Origin of the sequence: Olsenella sp. An293 (genome assembly GCF_002159495.1) — a bacterium.
In the GTDB taxonomy this organism is placed as follows: Bacteria; Actinomycetota; Coriobacteriia; order Coriobacteriales; family Atopobiaceae; genus Thermophilibacter.
On record NZ_NFIT01000008.1, the window covers coordinates 39,414 to 55,642 of the forward strand.

General features: G+C 68.4%; 18 protein-coding genes and 1 riboswitch. Of the genes, 3 read left to right on the plus strand and 15 right to left on the minus strand.

The genetic code is table 11. The features are described 5' to 3' along the window. Positions 1-67: 67 nt before the first annotated feature. From B5F85_RS06480 to B5F85_RS06505, 6 genes are all read right to left on the minus strand, one after another. Positions 68-1,711 (minus strand): VWA domain-containing protein, encoded by a 1,644-nt coding sequence (locus B5F85_RS06480; protein ID WP_087315557.1) that lies wholly within the window; start codon positions 1,709-1,711, stop codon positions 68-70. Positions 1,712-1,729: 18 nt separating this feature from the next. Continuing rightward, positions 1,730-2,881 (minus strand): hypothetical protein, encoded by a 1,152-nt coding sequence (locus B5F85_RS06485; RefSeq protein ID WP_143786147.1) that lies wholly within the window; start codon positions 2,879-2,881, stop codon positions 1,730-1,732. 284 nt (positions 2,882-3,165) lie between these two features. After that, complete coding sequence (locus B5F85_RS06490) at positions 3,166-4,056, minus strand: ATP-binding cassette domain-containing protein (protein ID WP_087315561.1); 891 nt, start codon at positions 4,054-4,056, stop codon at positions 3,166-3,168. Positions 4,057-4,058: 2 nt separating this feature from the next. Beyond that, on the minus strand, positions 4,059-5,123 hold the full coding sequence (locus tag B5F85_RS06495) for an ABC transporter substrate-binding protein (RefSeq protein ID WP_087315562.1): 1,065 nt from the start codon (positions 5,121-5,123) through the stop codon (positions 4,059-4,061). Further along, positions 5,113-5,910: an ABC transporter permease gene (locus B5F85_RS06500; protein ID WP_087315564.1), complete on the minus strand. Its 798-nt coding sequence runs from the start codon at positions 5,908-5,910 to the stop codon at positions 5,113-5,115. The genes B5F85_RS06495 and B5F85_RS06500 overlap by 11 nt, the downstream gene beginning before the upstream one ends. A gap of 1 nt (position 5,911) precedes the next feature. Further along, positions 5,912-6,253, minus strand: coding sequence for a thiamine-binding protein (locus B5F85_RS06505; protein ID WP_087315566.1), 342 nt, complete (start codon positions 6,251-6,253; stop codon positions 5,912-5,914). 51 nt (positions 6,254-6,304) lie between these two features. Continuing rightward, a riboswitch (TPP riboswitch) is annotated at positions 6,305-6,435 on the minus strand. A gap of 101 nt (positions 6,436-6,536) precedes the next feature. Between B5F85_RS06505 and B5F85_RS06510 the strand changes: the two genes are divergently transcribed. After that, positions 6,537-7,142, plus strand: a complete 606-nt coding sequence (locus B5F85_RS06510; protein ID WP_158094570.1) for a metal-dependent hydrolase — start codon at positions 6,537-6,539, stop codon at positions 7,140-7,142. 53 nt (positions 7,143-7,195) lie between these two features. On the opposite strand, the gene B5F85_RS06515 is transcribed toward B5F85_RS06510, so the two are convergent. Then, on the minus strand, positions 7,196-7,648 hold the full coding sequence (locus B5F85_RS06515; RefSeq protein ID WP_087315570.1) for a C-GCAxxG-C-C family protein: 453 nt from the start codon (positions 7,646-7,648) through the stop codon (positions 7,196-7,198). 200 nt (positions 7,649-7,848) lie between these two features. Here B5F85_RS06515 and B5F85_RS06520 point away from each other — a divergent pair, with 200 nt between their 5' ends. Then, a complete protein-coding gene (locus B5F85_RS06520) occupies positions 7,849-8,829 on the plus strand; it encodes a D-isomer specific 2-hydroxyacid dehydrogenase family protein (protein WP_087315572.1) in 981 nt (326 codons plus the stop codon). A gap of 95 nt (positions 8,830-8,924) precedes the next feature. Here B5F85_RS06520 and B5F85_RS06525 read toward each other — a convergent pair whose 3' ends face one another. The 5 genes from B5F85_RS06525 to B5F85_RS06545 form a co-directional block, all read right to left on the minus strand. Continuing rightward, the gene (locus tag B5F85_RS06525) at positions 8,925-9,470 is read right to left on the minus strand and encodes an Asp23/Gls24 family envelope stress response protein (RefSeq protein ID WP_087315574.1); all 546 of its coding nucleotides are present in this window, start codon (positions 9,468-9,470) and stop codon (positions 8,925-8,927) included. A 42-nt stretch (positions 9,471-9,512) separates the two neighbouring features. Further along, entirely contained in the window at positions 9,513-9,887 is a 375-nt protein-coding gene (locus B5F85_RS06530; RefSeq protein WP_087315576.1) for a DUF2273 domain-containing protein, read from the minus strand. Positions 9,888-9,890: 3 nt separating this feature from the next. After that, on the minus strand, positions 9,891-10,547 hold the full coding sequence (gene amaP / locus B5F85_RS06535; protein ID WP_087315578.1) for an alkaline shock response membrane anchor protein AmaP: 657 nt from the start codon (positions 10,545-10,547) through the stop codon (positions 9,891-9,893). Positions 10,548-10,613: 66 nt separating this feature from the next. Beyond that, the gene (nhaA, locus tag B5F85_RS06540; protein WP_239386745.1) at positions 10,614-12,014 is read right to left on the minus strand and encodes a Na+/H+ antiporter NhaA; all 1,401 of its coding nucleotides are present in this window, start codon (positions 12,012-12,014) and stop codon (positions 10,614-10,616) included. Then, the gene (locus B5F85_RS06545; RefSeq protein WP_158094571.1) at positions 12,011-12,601 is read right to left on the minus strand and encodes a DUF1836 domain-containing protein; all 591 of its coding nucleotides are present in this window, start codon (positions 12,599-12,601) and stop codon (positions 12,011-12,013) included. The genes nhaA and B5F85_RS06545 overlap by 4 nt, the downstream gene beginning before the upstream one ends. Positions 12,602-12,730: 129 nt before the next feature. Here B5F85_RS06545 and B5F85_RS06550 point away from each other — a divergent pair, with 129 nt between their 5' ends. Then, a complete protein-coding gene (locus B5F85_RS06550; protein WP_087315582.1) occupies positions 12,731-13,585 on the plus strand; it encodes a DegV family protein in 855 nt (284 codons plus the stop codon). Between the two features lie 267 nt (positions 13,586-13,852). Here B5F85_RS06550 and B5F85_RS06555 read toward each other — a convergent pair whose 3' ends face one another. The 3 genes from B5F85_RS06555 to B5F85_RS06565 form a co-directional block, all read right to left on the minus strand. Further along, positions 13,853-14,554 (minus strand): 5'-methylthioadenosine/adenosylhomocysteine nucleosidase, encoded by a 702-nt coding sequence (locus tag B5F85_RS06555; protein ID WP_087315584.1) that lies wholly within the window; start codon positions 14,552-14,554, stop codon positions 13,853-13,855. A gap of 168 nt (positions 14,555-14,722) precedes the next feature. Next, the gene (locus tag B5F85_RS06560; protein ID WP_087315586.1) at positions 14,723-15,211 is read right to left on the minus strand and encodes an S-ribosylhomocysteine lyase; all 489 of its coding nucleotides are present in this window, start codon (positions 15,209-15,211) and stop codon (positions 14,723-14,725) included. 242 nt (positions 15,212-15,453) lie between these two features. Next, the gene (locus tag B5F85_RS06565) at positions 15,454-16,218 is read right to left on the minus strand and encodes a mechanosensitive ion channel domain-containing protein (RefSeq protein WP_087315588.1); all 765 of its coding nucleotides are present in this window, start codon (positions 16,216-16,218) and stop codon (positions 15,454-15,456) included. Positions 16,219-16,229 lie beyond the last annotated feature (11 nt).

Sequence of the window (16,229 nt, forward strand, 5' to 3'; positions counted from 1 at the left end):
GATGGCCTGTCCCTTTTTGTCTGAACGAAAAAACACGTCCCCAATGTGCAGAAAACCTGTCCCGTTTTTACAGATAGCCGCGAATCTCCTTGAAGGCGGCCGTGAGGTCGCCGTCGCCCGCGTCGAAGACGCGGCCGCCCGTGAGCTCGGCGAGGCGGCCCATCTCGTCGGCGCTCGCCTCGCCAAACAGAATCGCGTAGACGGGGATGCCCTGCACCGCCTCGTTGGCCTCGTACCACTGCGCAAAGCCGTCAATGCCCGGGGCGTCGGTGTTCTCGCCGTCCGAGAAGAGCACGACGGAGGTCACGTTGTCGTCCGCGCGGGTCTGCGCCGCCAGCTCGAGCGCGTGCTGGAGCGTGCCGTAGAGCGCCGTGCCGCCGAGCGCGGAGAGGTCGTTCACGTAGGAGCTCACGTCGGCGAGGTTCCCGTCCTCCCCCACCACGAGGTCCTTCTCGCTTTTTATTCCGGAGGCAAACTCCACAAAGCGAATCATCTCGCGCGGCTGGAAGGTGAGCAGCGCCGCGGTGCCGTCCGCACCCGTCTCGGTGAGCGAGAGCAGGGCTGCCTTGAGGGCATCGAGGCGCTCGCCGCCCATGGAGCCCGAGGTGTCGATCTGGAAGACCATGTTTGCGGGCTTGCGCACCTCAGAGACCCAGCTGGAGAGCAGGGCGCGCACCGTCGCAAGCCGGTTGGGAAAGGGAATCTCGAAGACCATCCGCTCGTCGTCGGGCGTGGTAGCGTCCGTGCGGCGGTGCGTCTCGTCGGCGATGCGCTGCTGGACGTCGTCGCGACGCAGGTAGTCCACCAGCGCGCCGTAAGCCGCCTCGACCTTCTCGCCCCGGCCGGAGAGCAACGTAAGCGGATAGTCGGCCGTGATGACGCCGTCTTGCGGGATCACCTCGACGAGGTCGGGATCCTGCAGGATGAGCGACTCGTAGTTGAAGACGCCGTCGACGGCTGAGGAGTCCTTGTCGTAGGCCTCCATGAGCCAGCCCGAGGAGCCGCTCGTGAGCGCCTGGCCCTGCGCAAAGCGCGTGAGGTCGGAGGCCACGACGTCGACGTCGGCGGCCGTGATCGCGGCCCCCGTGCCCGAGATCGCCGTCGCCAGCTCGACGAGCGCAGAGAAGCCGCTGTTTGACGACACCGGACTCGACATGCCGTAGGCAAACTCCCCCGACGCCGCCGCGTCCACGACCTCCGCCCAGGTGGGGCTCTTCTCGTCCCAGCCCAGCTCCGCCGCACGGTCGCGCTTGACGCCGAGGACCACCGGCGTGCGCATGATCGAGGCCTCCTCCGAGACCAGCGCGCTCTTCTCGTCAAAGAGCGTCATGTAGGCGTTGGAGGGGAACCACGTTGCGTCGAAGTCGCCCTCGCCGGCCATGACCGTCTCGGTGCCGTCGAGCGTGCCCTGGTAGGTGAGCTCCACGGTAATGCCCAGCTCCGCCTGCGCGTCCTCGAGGATGGGCAGCATGTCCTTGATCTCGGAGCCGGCGAGGACCCGCAGGGTCGTGCCGGCGACGTCGGGGTCGGCCTCAGGGTCGGAGCTGGGATCGGGATTGGTCGCCGGCTGCTCCCGGGCGTCGTCGGGCGCGGGCTCGGCGGCCTCATCGCGCGAGCACGCGGGCAGCGCCACGGCGCAGACGAGCGCGCAGACCAGGGCGAGAAGAACGGCGAGCGCGCGAGAGCGCGAGTGCGCGACGACAGCTGTCATGGCGGTTCCCCTCCTGCGCTAGTACAGCGCCTCGATGGTCTGGAGCATCACGTCTGCCACCTCGTAGCTGGGCGCCTGGGCGGCGTCGATGAAGGTGCCGTCGGCGGCGTAGCCGGTGAGACCGGCTGCGCCCACCTGCTCGGAGAACGCGGCGGAGTTCGCACCGTTCACGCGGAAACCGTGACGCGCTATGACACGTGCCATGTCGGGGTCGTTCTCGAGCACGTCCTGGACCTTCTGACCAGCCTCGGAGAAGGCCACGACCACGTGGTCCGAGAAGATCGTGGGCGCGGGGTAGCAGATCCTCATGGAGGAGGTCACGCGCGAGGGCTCGTTCATCTGGGCCTCGAGGTATTGGCTCTCGTAGATGAGGGTCAGCGGCTGGTTCATGGGGCCCTTGGAGAGGAAGGACTCCCACGGGCCCGACGAGGACGACTGCGAGTAGCCCTGGTCGAGGAAGAGCCTGGCGAGCGAGTCGGTTGCCTGCTGGCGGGCGGCGTCCTCGCTCGTGATTACGGCGTAGCCGTTGAGCACGTAGCTCGAGAGACTGAGGTACATGAGGGCCGAGTTGGAGGAGCGCACGTCGGTGGTGGTGATCATGACGTTGCGACTCGAGGGGTAGGCGTCCGACCCGGCGAGGTCCGTCCAACGACGGCCGTTTGCGACGGCGTCAAGATAGGCAGCCATGTCGAGATACCAGACGCCGTCGCGCCGCTCTGCGATGCCGTTTTGCTCGAGGACCGAGAGTACCGCGTCGCCCGTCGCGACGGCGAGCGGCGAGTAGAACGGTCGCGTGGTGGAGAGCACCGCGCCGCCATGGACGTCGACGAGGTGGGCGGCGGAGATCTCGGAGGAGGGGGAGGCGAAGTCGGACTCCTCGATGCCGGCGCGCTCAGCCATGGCCCACGATCCCGAGGTCGTGACCTGCACGTCAAGACCGTAGCTGTTGAAGATCGCCTGGGCCTCGGGGTCGCTGAAGAGCGACTCCTTCTCCGAGCCGATGACACCGTGGACCACGGTGAGCTGCTGGCCCTGGGCGTCGGACGCGTCATGCGCCGCCGACTCGCCCCCGGCCTCCGCGCCCGGGCCGAGCGCGATGGCGCCTGCCACCACGACCGCGGCGAGGATGAGGACCACGCCTGCCACCAATATCTTGGCTCTCGAGCCCACCTTGCTCCCTTCGGACATATCCGTAGCACCACGATACGTCCGTTGGCGAGCCCTCCCCCTTCTGCGGGGCAGGGCCTTGCGGGAGCCTTACGGGAGCCTTACGAGCAGATGACACCGCCGAGGGGACGGCACGGACGCGCGCCGGGACATGCGCGCCGAGCCGATAGGATATGCACACGCCACCCCCAAGTCCTTCTCGCATATCCGCAGGTCAAAGGCTTGGGCGAGAAGAACGAAGGGTCGGGAGGTGTACATACCCTCAAAGGGCAGTGATTCGAGGGGGCCTACCCCAACAGGGCCATGACCTGGCGCTTGGCGGCGAGGTACTCGTCGGTGAGCTCGAAGTGCTCGCTCTCGACGCGGCTGACCTCGACGACGCCCGCCACGTGACTGGGCTCCCCCGCCGACGGCGCGCCCGCGAGCACGTAGATGCGGCTCGCCATGGAGACCGCCTCGTCAACGTCGTGCGTGATCACCAGGGCGGAGAGCCCAAGCTCGGCCGCCACGCCCACGAACCAGCGACGCACGTCCGTGCGCGTGAGGGCGTCGAGCGCCGAGAAGGGCTCGTCGAGCAGCGTCACGTCCGCGCCCATGAGGTAGGTGCGCAAAAACGCCGCGCGCTGGCGCATGCCGCCGGAGAGCTCGCTCGGCCACTTGAGCTCGCAGCCCGCGAGGCCAAAGCGCTCGAAGAGCGGCGCCGCCTTCGCGCGGGCCTCCGCCTTCTTCGCGCCGGCGAGCACGAGCGGCAAGCACACGTTGTCGATGATGCGGCGGCTCGGCAGCAGCAGGTCCTTCTGGAGCATGTAGCTCACGCGACCGGGACGTCCGGTCACGTCCTCCCCATGCAGGAGGACGTGACCGGACACAGGAGTCGTGAGGCCGGCGAGCGCATGCAGGATCGTGGTCTTTCCGCAGCCGGAGCGGCCCACGAGGCAGCAGACCTCGCCCGGCGCGACGTCAACGGACACGCCCTGGACGACGATGTGCTCGCCGTCCCAGGAGAGCGTCAGGTCGCGCGCCTCGAGCGCAGGCGTTCCCGTCCCTCCGTCGACGTGGCGAGCAGCCCCGGCGCTCGGACAGTCCTCGCCACGCACAGGACGCGCGGCTGCGGAACTCGCGGCGGGGCTGCTCGCCACGTCGACTGCCCGCACGTGCTTCTCGCCAGCCTCTGCCATGCTTACTCCAGGAAGGAGAGGTCGTAGCCGGCGTTGACGTCGAGCTTGTTGGCCACGAGGTCGTTGTCGTTGAGCCACTGGTAGAACGCGGCCCAGCGCTCGGGGTCGATGACGCCCCAGCTCTCGGCCTCGGCGGTGTACTGGCCGGCCAGGAAGGTCTGGCTCTGGTGGACGAGGTCGGCGTCGAGCTCGGGCACCTGGGCGCAGAGGATGTCCGCGGCGCCGTCGGGGTTGTCCACCGCGTACTCGTAGCCCTTCTTGACCGCGCGCAGGAAGGCCTTCACGGCCTCGGGGTTCTGAGCCGCGAAGTCGTCGTTGGCGGCAATGACCGGCGTGTAGTAGTCAAAGACCGGGTCCACCGAGATGAAGCTGAAGTAGTTGTACGGGAAGTCCTGGACCACGGCGTTCTGGACGGCCCACGCCTCGTAGACCCACACGGTGTCGAACATGTTGGCGCGCAGGCCGGAAACCTCGTCATCGACCTCGTACGGCACGAGCTCGACCTTGGACCAGTCGCCGCCGTCGGCCTCCACGCAGCGCTTGACCGTGGCCTGCTCGACGGGCATGTTCCAGGTGGCGTAGGTGTGGCCCTCCATGGCGGCCGGGTGCGTGATGCCGTCTTCCTCGCGGCTCATGATGCCGGAGGTGTTGTGCTGGATGATCGCGGCCACGGCCGAGTAGGGCATCGGCTGGTCGGAGGCCAGGTTGTTGGCGATGTAGTCCTGGTAGGAGACGCCCATCTGCGCGCCGCCGGCCCCGATGAGGGCGTCGGCGCCGTCCGCGGGCGGCTGCACGATCTCGACCTCGAGACCCTCGTCGGCAAAGTAGCCCTGGTCGAGGGCCACGTAGATGCCCGTGTGGTTGGTGTTGGGCGTGTAGTCCAGGACAAAGGAGATCTTGGTCTTCTCGGCGTCGCCGGCGTTGTCGTTCGAGGAGGCCGTGCCGTCCGGGCCCTCGACGACGCCGGAGTTGTTGTCGCAGGCGGCCAGGGCGACGCTTGCCGCGGCGGCGCCGGCGGCGACGAACTGGCGGCGGTTGAGGTTCTTGGCGAGGTTCTTATCGCTCATTGTTGTTCCTTTCGACCCTCTTCCAGGGCATGAGCACGCGCTGGGCAAGCTCCACGAGCTTCATGAGGCCCAGCGACAGGGCGGAGATGACGATGATCGCGGCAAACATGCGGTCGTACGAGAAGGACTTGCGGACGCGCGTCATGTAGACGCCCAGTCCCTCGTTGCCGCCGAGCCACTCGGCGATGACGGCGCCGACGATGGCGTAGGTGGCGGAGATCTTGAGGCCGCTGAAGAACTGGTCGGCCGCGGCGGGCAGCTTGGCGTACCAGAAGATCTGCCAGCGCGAGGCGTTCATGGTGCGCATGAGGTCGACGACGTCCGGGTCCACCGAGCGAAAGCCCGAGGCCAGCGAGACCGTGATCGGGAAGAACGTCGAGATGATCACGAGCACGATCTTGGGCAGGGCGCCGTAGCCGAGCCACAGCACCAGAAGCGGCGCGATGGCAACGGTCGGGATGGTCTGGGAGATGGTCATGAGCGGCTCGAACGCCAGGTAGAAGGACTCGAACCGGTCCATGAGCACCGCGAAGACAAACCCCAGGGCAACGCCTGCGGCAAGGCCGGCCGCGGCCTCGGCGAGCGTGGTCACGCAGTGGCTCGCGAGCAGCGCCGCGTCCTCGGCGAGGGCCTGGACCACCTGCACCGGCGTGGGCAGCAGGAAGTTGGGAACCAGGCCCACCGCCACCACGGCCTGCCACAGGGCAAGAAGGGCCACGATGGTCAGCAGCGGCGTGAGGACGCGACGGGCGCGGCTGGGCTCGGGACGGGCGACGGAGCGCGCCATGCTAGGCCGCCGCGTCCGCGCTCTTGGGGGCGAACTCGGGGTCGCCGGGGTGGTACTTGCCGACCTTGCGGTCCGTGGACATGACGTCGCCGTCGGGGCGATAGTTGATCTTGGCGTAGCACATCATGTGCTTGCACCCCGCCTTGGCACCCACGAGCTGGCAGTTCTTGAGGATCTCCATGCAGGTCTCGTAGTCGCCCTCGATCGCCGTCTCGAAGGGGCCGACGAAGTAGTCGATCCCCGTGGAGTCGATGTAGGCGATGACCGCGTCCACCGCGTCGCACGTGGCGTCGTCCGTGGTGGCGTCCATGGGCAGGAACTGAATCGCAACCGAGCAGTTCACGCGCCCTCCCTTCCGGGTGCCCCAAGGCACCCCGTCTCTCGTAGGTGCCTCGTTGCGCGCGAAGCTCTTCCCTACGCCGGCATTACCCGGATCAGGTTCCTGGGTCAGGGCCGCTCTCGGACGCGCGTCCGATCTCCTGGGCCCAATCTCAGCCGGCGTGCGCCAGCCCCCCGTTGTCGGTTGGTAGTGTAGCACGGCCGGCCGGACCCAGCGGCGAGCTCTTCTCGGCCGGCGCGCGATGCGTAACAATGCCTTATGGGAAGCCGAGAAGAACGGAGCGCTCGTGACCGGGAAGACGCACGTCATCGTCGGGGCCGCGGCGGGGCTGGCCGCGGCGTCGGCGCTTGGGCCGGGCCTTGCGTCGCCGGCGGCACTCGCCTGCGCCGCCGCGGGCGGGGCGCTCGGCGGCATGCTCCCCGACCTCGACGTGAGAAACACCGCGCACCCGCTGCAGGAGCGGCTCGCGCGCGTGGGGTGCGCTGTCCTGCTCGTCTTTGCCCTGGGGGCGGAGGCCGCCGCCGGCTGGCCGCTCGCGCGTCGGGCGGCGGAGGCGGGGCTCGACGCGGTCGCCGCCGGCGCCATCGCTCTCGTGGCCCTTGGCTGCGCGGCGCGGCTCTCGGCGCATCGCGGCTTCTCGCACTCGCTCGCGGCGCTCGCCGGGTTTGCCGCGGCGACGTGGCTCGTCTGCCCGCCACTCGCCGCGCCCGTTGCGACCGGCATGGCCTCCCACCTCGCGCTCGATGCGCTCACCCATCGGGGGCTGCGCCTGCTCTGGCCCGCGAGGCGCGGACTCAGCCTCAGTCTTTGCCGCACGGACGGCGTCGTCGAGGCGTGCTGTCTCGTGGCGGGCCTGGCCGTGGCTGCCTACGTGGTCCTTCTCGCCCTGTAGCCGGGCTCAGTGCACGATTCCCGCCCCCTGTGAGGGGACAAGGGCGGCGCGCTCTATGCCTCCGCGCGGACGCCGAGCTCGCGGCAGAGGATCTGGGCCGCGGCGCCGGCCGCGAGTGCGCAGTGATACTGGCACTGGGAGACGCGCTCCTCACCCCACCACTCCATCCCACGCGTGAGCACGCGGCAGCAGGTCACGTGCTTTGCCGTGCCCGCGCAGAAGGCGTCGTGCAGCTCGGCCGCGAGCGGCTTGGCGCGCTCCTTGGTGCCCACCATGAGGCCGAGAAACGCGACGGCGCCCGCGAGCGCCCCGCAGACGCAGCCCGAGCCTCCGATGCCCGCGCCCATGCCGGCGCCCATCGCCACGACCGAGCGCGGGAAGTCCGGCTCGAAGGCGTCCCAGAGCGCCGCGATCACGGACTCACCGCAGTTCATGTGGTCCGGCCCGGGCTTGTTGTTGGCTCGCGCCGCGGCCTCCACGGCGCCGATGCTCACGCTGTCGCGCATTGCTCCCCCTCTGGTCGAAGTCACGTCGATTCTAGCAGCCAATTGGGGACGTGTTATTTCGTGCAGACGGTTTGGGACAGGTCAAACAGAGACCTGTCCCAAACCGTCTGCACGAAATAACACGTCCCCAATTGACACACTTGCTACACTGGGCCTGTGAATTGGGAACTGTCCCCAATTAACAGAACGGGGAGAGGGACATGAGGATCTTTGCGTATGCGCTTCGGCCCTACGACGAGCTGGGCTATCTCGACGCGCTGAGCCATGAGCTGGGCTTTGAGTACGGCTGGACGCCCGACTACCCCACGCTCGACAACGCGGGCCTGGCAGAGGGCGCCGACGCCCTGTGCATCATCACCAACCCCATGACGCCGGAGCTGCTCGACCGCTACCACGCGCTCGGGATCCGCGGGATTGCCACGCGCTCGATCGGCTACGACCACATCGACGTGGAGCACGCCCGCAAGCTGGGCATTCGCGTGGCGCACGCCGCCTACCCGCCCGAGGGCGTGGCCGACTACGCGATCATGCTGATGCTCATGGCGCTGCGCAGGGTCAAGTTCGTCCAGCGCTGCGCCGCCGCGCAGGACTTCTCGCTCGAGGGCAAGATCGGCCGGTCGCTCGGAAGCTGCACCGTGGGCGTGGTGGGGACCGGAGCCATCGGCTCATGCGTGGTCCGCGAGCTGCAGGGCTTTGGCTGCCGCGTCCTCGCGTGCGACCCGGTCGAAAAGGACGAGCTCTCCGGGCTCGTCGAGTACGTGAGCCTGCCCGAGCTGCTCGCTGCCTCCGACGTGGTGACGCTGCACGCGCCGGGCCTGCCCGAGAACCGTCACATGATCGGCGCGGGCGAGCTCGCGCGCATGCGGGAGGGCGCGGTACTCGTGAACGCGGCGCGAGGCAGCCTCGTGGACACGGCGGCGCTACTCGACGCGCTCGAGTCCGGGCATCTGGGCGGGGCCGCGCTCGACACCATCGAGGACGAGGCGGGGCTCTACTACCTCGACCGCAGCCGTGACGTGCTCGCGGGCCGCGACCGGGCGGCCCTCATGGCGCTTCCCAACGTCGTCGTGACACCGCACATGGCGTTCTACACCGCCGAGGACGTCGAGGGCATGGTGCGCAGCAACATCGAGGCGCTGCTCGCCTTCGCCGCCGGCGAGGACACCCCCTACGAGGTGTAGGGTTCTCTGCCAATTGGGGACGTGTTATTTCGTGCAGACGGAAAGCGTCTGCACGAAATAACACGTCCCCAATTGGCAGAGAACCCTAGCCAGAGCTACTCGGCGTCGTCGGCGGCGTCCTTCTCCTCCTTCTTGGAGGCGGCCGCAGCGCGACGGCTGCGCTGCTCGACCTCCTCGGGGGTGAGGACGTCCTCGATGCGCAGGTTGACGCCCGCGACCTCGAGGCCCGTCATGCCCGTGACCTGCTTGACCACGGCCTTCTTGACGTCCTCGAAGACCTGCGGCGCATAGGCGCCGTACTCGATGAGCACGGAGATGTTCACGCGCACTGCGCTCTCGGGGGTGACCTCGACGGTCACGCCCTTGGTGGAGTCGCTCGCGCCAAAGGCGTCCTGGACGCGGTTGAACCAGGTCCCCTTCATGCCCACGACGCCCGGGACCTCGCGCATCGCGATGGCCACGATCTTCTCGATGACGCCGTTGGAGAAGGTCAGGGAGTCCTCGGAGTCGAGGTCCTCCTCGTCGGAGAAGGCCTCGATGTCCGTGCCCGTCTCCGTCACCTCGGCAAGAGTCGTCTGATCGGAGGCGACCTCCGGCTCCGGGGTGACCTGCTCGACCTTGTCGCTCGTCGTGTTGCTCATGTCCCGCTCCTTGCTGCCGGGACTTCCCGGCGACGTCGATGGCTACTGGCTGTTCCGGTTGAAGAGGTGCCTCAACGTGTTCACGATCTTGGGGTCGCCGTCGAGGACCTGCCCCGCGGCCACGCCCACAAAGACAAAGACCACGACCACAAAAAGCGGCCACGGTCCCACGGCGAGAAACACGACCGCCGCGATCAGGCCCAGGATGGCGCCCCAGAAGGCCTTCTCCTGCCCCGGGAAGGTTCTCCGCACCCAAGCGCTGACGAGGCCCACGCCGTTTCGCAGGGCGTCACCCACGCGGCGTCCCTCGTTCGCGGCGGGCTTGGCCTCGGGGGTCTCCGCGGCCGGCGCCTCCTGGCGCTCCGCGTCCTTCTCGCCCACGTTGATCTTGGGCTTGTGGGTCTTCTCGTCCGCCATTGCCTACACCTCCCTCTCGGGCTCGCGCGAGCCGCCCATGGACACCGTGATCTCGCTCGTTGTGTCGGGCGTTGGGGCCTTGGGCGCCGGCCTGGCGGCAGCCTCGGCCGCCTGCTCGGCGTCCTCGTCCCCGCCGGCGAGCGTGACGGACTCGGGCTCCACGAACTCCAGGCTCACGTCCTCGACCTTGTCGCCGCACACGGCGGCGAGGCCGTCCATGAGCTCCTCGTGCAGCTCGGCGCCCTTGGCGACCACGTCCACCGTCTCGTGCGGGAGCACCCGCACGTGCACGCGGATGTGCCCGCGGGCCTTGGCGTCCACGCGCACGCGCGCGGCGTCGCAGGTGCCGTCCGCCTCGACGATGTGGGAGGCCTGCGCGGCGATGGCGTCGCGCGTGACGGAGATGACGCCGCCGTCCACCGTGGCGATCTCGACGGTGCGGACGGTCCGACGGGAGAAGAGGGCCCGCCCCAGCAGCACCAGGAGGCCCAGCGCACTCACCGCGAGGCACGCGACCACGGCGAGGGCGAACGGCTCGAGGTTGAACAGCGCCGAGACCTCGGCCGTCCACGGGCCAAACCACGTGAGCGCAAAGGCCGCGAGCGCGAAGGCGCAGGCGAGCACAAAGACGACCGTGCATAGGCGCTTGAGTCCACTCATGCGAGTCTCCAATCGGGCGTCGTCCCCCAAAACGTCATGGGACTAGGATACCCCTAGGACCGGACATTAATTGCGTGGGCGCCCCCGACGGCGCCGAGAGGGGCGCTCGGGCCGCTCTCCGGCGCGAAGGGCGAGCCGCGCGAAGAGGATGCCGAGAAGCGCCGAGCTCACAGACCCCAGCAGGATGGCGCACTTGGCGGCGATCGCGTCCTCCGGGCTCGAGAACGCGAGGCCGGTGATGAGGATCGACATCGTAAAGCCCACGCCGCCCATGATGCCGACGGTCACGACCTGCGGCCAGTTCATGCCGCGCGGCAGGCGCGCAAAACCCAGGCGCACGAGCAGCCAGGTCACGCCGATGATGCCCAGGGGCTTGCCCACCACGGCGCCGAGGTAGACGCCGTGAGCGACGGGGCTCGCGAGCAGCGCCCCGAAGTTCTCCCCCACCAGGTGCAGCTCCGCGTTGACGAAGGCAAACAGCGGCAGCACGAGGAAGTTCACGAAGACCGAGACGTAGCGCTCCATGCGCTGCAGCGGCGGCGTGACGTGGTGCATCACGCGCTCGGTGCGCCAGGCGCCCTCGGTGAAGTCGTGCTGGCCGAGGACGTGATGCTCGTCGTCGTAGGTGTCGTCGAGGTCGTGGGCGCGCCGCTCGAGCCAGCCGCCGAGCTCGGAGAGGCGCACGTCGGAGCGGCTCGGAAGGGCGAAGGCGAGGATGACGCCCGCGAGCGTGGCGTGAATCCCCGAGTTGAACATGCACGCCCAGAGCACCAGGCCCACGGCCACGTAGGGCGCCACGGAGTAGACGCGGGCGCGGTTGAGCGCGGCGAGCACGCCCACGAGGGCGAGCGACGCGAGGCACCATCCCAGCTGCGGGACCTGCCCGTAGAAGAGGGCTATCACCACGATAGCGAGGATGTCGTCGGCGATGGCGAGCGTCTGGAAGAAGACCTTGGTGGCAGGCGATATGCGGTCGCCCAGCAGCGACACCACGCCCAGCGCGAAGGCGATGTCGGTCGCGATGGGCACCGCCCAGCCGCGCGCCTCCCCGCCCAAGTTGAGGACCAGGTAGATCAGGGCCGGCATGCAGACGCCGCCCACCGCCGCGAGCATCGGAAGCGCCGCCTGGCGGGGGCGCCGGAGCTGGCCCACCGTGGTCTCGTACTTGAGCTCGATACCCACGAGCAGGAAGAAGACGGCCATGAGGAAGTCGTTCACGAACTGCTCGACGGTGAGCGAGACCTCGAGCCGGCCCACGCCCACGATCAGCGGCAGCCCCAGGACGTGCTCGACCCCCTCGTAGAGCGGGGTGTTGGCCACCACCAGGGCGAGAAGTGCCGCGGCCACCATGACCGCCGCGGCGACGGTGGAGCTGCCGGTCACCGCCGCGAGCGCGCTCCTGCGCTCCAGGCGCCTCACGACTGCCGGCTCGTCGAAGATCGCACCCGGGCGCGACACGGAGCTCACTCCCCCTTCTCGCCGAGAAGCAGCGTCTGCTCGACGACCACCTTGGACGCCAGGGCGTCGGTCGCGGCGCCGAGCAGCCACGCGAGCTCGGGGGCGGCGGGGTCGCCCGACTGGTCGCGCAGCTCGAGCACGGGGCGCGCGTCCTTCTCGCCCGGCGACACGTAGGCGGCGAGCGCGTGCTCGAGGGCCTCGCAGGAGCTGTCGTAGAGCGCCTCGAGGTCGAGGTCGGAGGCCCAGATGAGCGCCGCGAGCTGGCTCACCTGCGCGATTGAGAACACGCGCTTGAGGGCGCAGACAAACAGCAGCGCCGCAACGTGCCGGCGGGTATAGCGCTTCTTGCGCGGCGCCGGAATGACCCCCTGCTTGACGTAGTTGTTGACCATCGATCCCGTCACGAGCGTCTCGCCGGGAAGCTGCATGAACTCGAGCTCCTGGGAGACGAGCGTGAGCAGCTGATCGAGGTAGAGCTCGATGCGAGGCATCTCACGGATGCGCGAGATGTGCACCGACCCCAGACGTTCGGCGAGCTCTCGGCGCCGCTCGTCGGTGACGCGCACAGGAACCAGCGCCTTCGTCTTGTCTGCCATGCCGCCCACCCCCGTAATATCTTCAAAAGCGGAGTATCTAGTATTCAAAACCATATGAAAGGGCTATAGTCTGTTCAACATGATACCCACCGTGGCGCCGAGCGTCACGTCGCGAGGGAGAGCAGAGTCATGAACGAGCAGCGCATCGCCATCATCACGGACTCGGGCACGGACACCCCGGCGGACTTCGTCGCCGCCCATGACATTCGCGTCCTGCCGCTGCGCATCAACTACTCCGACGGCTCCACGTACGAGAACGGCGTCGACATCACCGCGCAGGAGGTCGTCGAGCGCTTTGCCGAGGAGATCCCCACCACGTCGCTGCCCTCCCCCATGAAGATCCGCGACACCTTCGAGCGGGCGCGGCGCGACGGCTACGTGGGCGCCGTCGTGGTGACCATCTCCTCGGGCCTCTCGGCCACGTTCGAGACCATCGGCATGGTGGCGCGCCAGATGGAGGACTTCCCGGTGGTCATGGTGGACACCAAGAGCATCGGCATCGCGGCGGGCTTCGTCGTGATGGAGGCTGCGCGCCAGATCGAGGCGGGCATGCCGCTCGACCGCCTGGGCAGCGTCCTTACGGCGGTGAGCGAGCGCGTGCGCGTGTTCTTCTCGGTCCAGAAGCTCGACTTCCTGCGCAAGGGCGGCCGCATCAGCGAGGCCGTCTACCGCGTGGGCTCCGTCCTCAACATCAAGCCCGTCCTCACCTGCAGCCCTGAGGGCAAGTATGTCATTGAGAAGAAGGCCCGCGGGTGGCAGCGCGCGCTCGACACGCAGATTTCGCTGGTGGCCGAGCAGGCTGCGCGCTGGCCGCAGGTGCGCCTGGCGGTCTGCACGTACGACCCCGCGCTGCGCGAGGAGCTCGCGGGGCGCCTGCGCGAACGCATCGGCAACGCGGTCGAGATCCTGCAGACCGGGCTCTCCGCCGACCTTCTCGTCCACACCGGCCCCACCCTCGTGGGCATGGGCGTGATGGGGCTGTAGCTCTACCATTCCATACCTGTCCGCAGCGGGCGGGCCAACATCCGGCGCTCAAACAGCTTGCCGCAGAGAGCGCGGCAAGAACTCGCGACGGACGTTGGCCCGCCCGTCGCTGCTCAACCTGTTGCGCGACGACCGCAAGCACAGGCAGATAAGCCGACCCGAGCGCGCCGTTGACGTCCGCCGCGAGTTCCGCAGCCGCGCTCTTTGCGGCGAGGACTGTCCGAGCGCCGGATGTCAATGGCGCGCTCGGGTCGGCGGTCAGGTTGGCTAGAGGGCAGCGACCATGTGCTCGACGATCTTGGCGCAGCGCTCGGCGGAGGCGCGCTCGAAGGTGGCGTAGTCCATGGCCTGGCCCTCGGTTCCCGGCTTGTCGGAAATCGCGCGAACGATGGCGAAGGGCACCCCGTTGGCCTCGGCCGCCTGGGCAATCGCGGCTCCCTCCATCTCGCAGCACATGGCCCCGAACTGCTCCACGATGCGACGACGGGTGGACTCGTGGCAGACGAACTGGTCGCCCGACGCCACGCGGCCGGCGAGCACGTTGACCTCGGGCGCCGCCGCGGAAGCAGCGGTAAGCGCCGCCTCGCGCAGGGCCGCGTCAGCGACAAACTCCACCTGCTCGCGGCCGGGGATGAGACCCGGGGTGTAGCCGAGCCCCTCCACCGTGAAGTCGTGCTGGACGCAGTCCGTGGCCACGACGAGGTCGCCGATGTCGAGGCGGGCGGCGTCGAGCGATCCGGCGATGCCCGTGTTGATAAGGTGCGTGCAGCCGAAGTGGTCGGCCAGGGTCTGGGCGCAGATGCCGGCGTTCACCTTGCCGACGCCGCACTTGACCACGACCACGTCCTTCTCGCCCAGGCGCCCCGAGCAGAAGTCCGTGCTGGCCACGCGCTCCACGTGCGCGTCCGCGAGCTCGGCCTTGAGGTGCTCCACCTCGACGTCCATGGCCCCGATGATCCCGATTTTCATGTGCTCCCCTTCCGTTCGTGAAATGGACGGTTTCTCGTCCCAGAGTGTCCAGAATCCGCACGCTAACGATTGAGGTGCGTGAAATGGACGGTTTTCTCGCCTAAAACGTCCAGAATCCGCACGTCAGCGGCTGAGGTGCGGGAGATGGACGGTCTGACGAGAAGGGCGTTAGTCCTGCGGGTAGACGAGGTGCGCCTCGTCGATGTCCGTCAGCGTGTCCGCGACATAGCGGCGCGCCCACCACTGGGCCTGCGCGAGATCGGCGTCGTGCCAGTTGCCGCACTCCTCCGGGCGCGCGCCGGGAATCTCGCCCTCGAAGTCGCGGACGAACTCGAAGGTCTCACGCACGAGCGGCGCCACCTCGACAGAGGTGTGCTCGCCAAAGAGGATGAGGTAGAAGCCCGTGCGGCAGCCCATCGGGCCAAAGTAGACCACGCGGTCGCGCCATTCCGGGCTGTTGCGCAGATAGGTGGCGCCCAGGTGCTCGATGGCGTGGACGGCCGCGGTGTCCATCACGGGCTCGCGGTTGGGTGCGGTGAGCCGCAGGTCAAAGGTGGTTACCACGGCTCCGGTGGCCGGGTCCGCGTCCACGCGGGACACGTAGACGCCCGGCTCGAGCGCGAGGTGGTTGACGGTGAAGCTGGCAATCTTCTCCATGGGGCTCCCTGTGACGAGGCTCTTCTCAACGGTTCTTTGCTTCAGTTTAGCGTCCGCAAGCCTGCACGATGCCACGCTCCTGCGTAGACCCGGTGCCGTTGTAGGCAGTTTTTTGAAAGCGGCCCCAGTAGGCCCATCACTCGCAGAGAAAAACTGCAGGTAGTGGACTTGCGAAAAACTCGCTACTCAGGGGGTTGCTCAAAAACTGCCTACAACGTTGAAGGGCACCTCCTATGGATGCCCTACAACGCGCTGGCGAGCCAGGGCATGCCGGAGAGGGCCCGCGCAAGACGGTCCTGCGCCGTGGAGCAGACCACGTCGCGGCGCACGTGCAGGCGCACCTCGCCCTGCGTGCCGTAGGCGGTGAAGGCCGTGAAGACGACGTCGGTCTCGAAGGCGGGGTCGAGCAGGTCGGCGAGCTCGCGCGCCGCAACGCGGCAGCACTCGTCCGCCACGGCGTCGAGATCCGCGCCCGGCACCACCGCGATGGGAACGCCGCAGTAGCCCACGCTCCAGGGCGTGATGCGCGTGAGCGCGGTCTTGGAGAGCACCGAGTTGGGGATGACCTCCTGGGCGCCGCCGCGCATCATCACGGTGGTGCTGCGCCAGTTGACGTCGGTCACCTCGCCGGTGACGTCGCCCACGGAGATGTAGTCCCCGGGCTGGACGGCCTTGCTCAGCATGAGGCTGATGCCGCCGACGATGTTGGCGATCGTGTCCTGCATGCCCAGGGAGACGGCGATGGAGACCACGCCGAGGGCGGCGACAAAGCCCGCCGGGTCCACGCCAAAGACCGGCCTCATGACGCTGAGCAGCGCAAGCACCCAGATGACGGCACGGGCGATGTTGATGAACAGCGACGCGCTCGGCAGGTTCGAGGCGTCGAGCAGCTTGTGCATGAGCCGTATCACGAAGCGCTCGATCAGCCACGCTATGACCACCGCCACGACGAGCGTCACGCCCTTGTCGAGCCAGCCGCCCGCGTCGATACCCAGAAGATGCTCCATGTCGCGCCTCC

Bases quoted from the DNA above. Each gene is read 5' to 3' on its own strand.
- B5F85_RS06480 (WP_087315557.1), bottom strand. From the start codon at position 1,711: ATGACAGCTGTCGTCGCGCACTCGCGCTCTCGCGCGCTCGCCGTTCTT.
- B5F85_RS06490 (WP_087315561.1), bottom strand. From the start codon at position 4,056: ATGGCAGAGGCTGGCGAGAAGCACGTGCGGGCAGTCGACGTGGCGAGC.
- B5F85_RS06495 (WP_087315562.1), bottom strand. From the start codon at position 5,123: ATGAGCGATAAGAACCTCGCCAAGAACCTCAACCGCCGCCAGTTCGTC.
- B5F85_RS06500 (WP_087315564.1), bottom strand. From the start codon at position 5,910: ATGGCGCGCTCCGTCGCCCGTCCCGAGCCCAGCCGCGCCCGTCGCGTC.
- B5F85_RS06515 (WP_087315570.1), bottom strand. From the start codon at position 7,648: ATGCGCGACAGCGTGAGCATCGGCGCCGTGGAGGCCGCGGCGCGAGCC.
- B5F85_RS06520 (WP_087315572.1), top strand. From the start codon at position 7,849: ATGAGGATCTTTGCGTATGCGCTTCGGCCCTACGACGAGCTGGGCTAT.
- B5F85_RS06525 (WP_087315574.1), bottom strand. From the start codon at position 9,470: ATGAGCAACACGACGAGCGACAAGGTCGAGCAGGTCACCCCGGAGCCG.
- B5F85_RS06530 (WP_087315576.1), bottom strand. From the start codon at position 9,887: ATGGCGGACGAGAAGACCCACAAGCCCAAGATCAACGTGGGCGAGAAG.
- amaP (WP_087315578.1), bottom strand. From the start codon at position 10,547: ATGAGTGGACTCAAGCGCCTATGCACGGTCGTCTTTGTGCTCGCCTGC.
- B5F85_RS06545 (WP_158094571.1), bottom strand. From the start codon at position 12,601: ATGGCAGACAAGACGAAGGCGCTGGTTCCTGTGCGCGTCACCGACGAG.
- B5F85_RS06550 (WP_087315582.1), top strand. From the start codon at position 12,731: ATGAACGAGCAGCGCATCGCCATCATCACGGACTCGGGCACGGACACC.
- B5F85_RS06555 (WP_087315584.1), bottom strand. From the start codon at position 14,554: ATGAAAATCGGGATCATCGGGGCCATGGACGTCGAGGTGGAGCACCTC.
- B5F85_RS06560 (WP_087315586.1), bottom strand. From the start codon at position 15,211: ATGGAGAAGATTGCCAGCTTCACCGTCAACCACCTCGCGCTCGAGCCG.
- B5F85_RS06565 (WP_087315588.1), bottom strand. From the start codon at position 16,218: ATGGAGCATCTTCTGGGTATCGACGCGGGCGGCTGGCTCGACAAGGGC.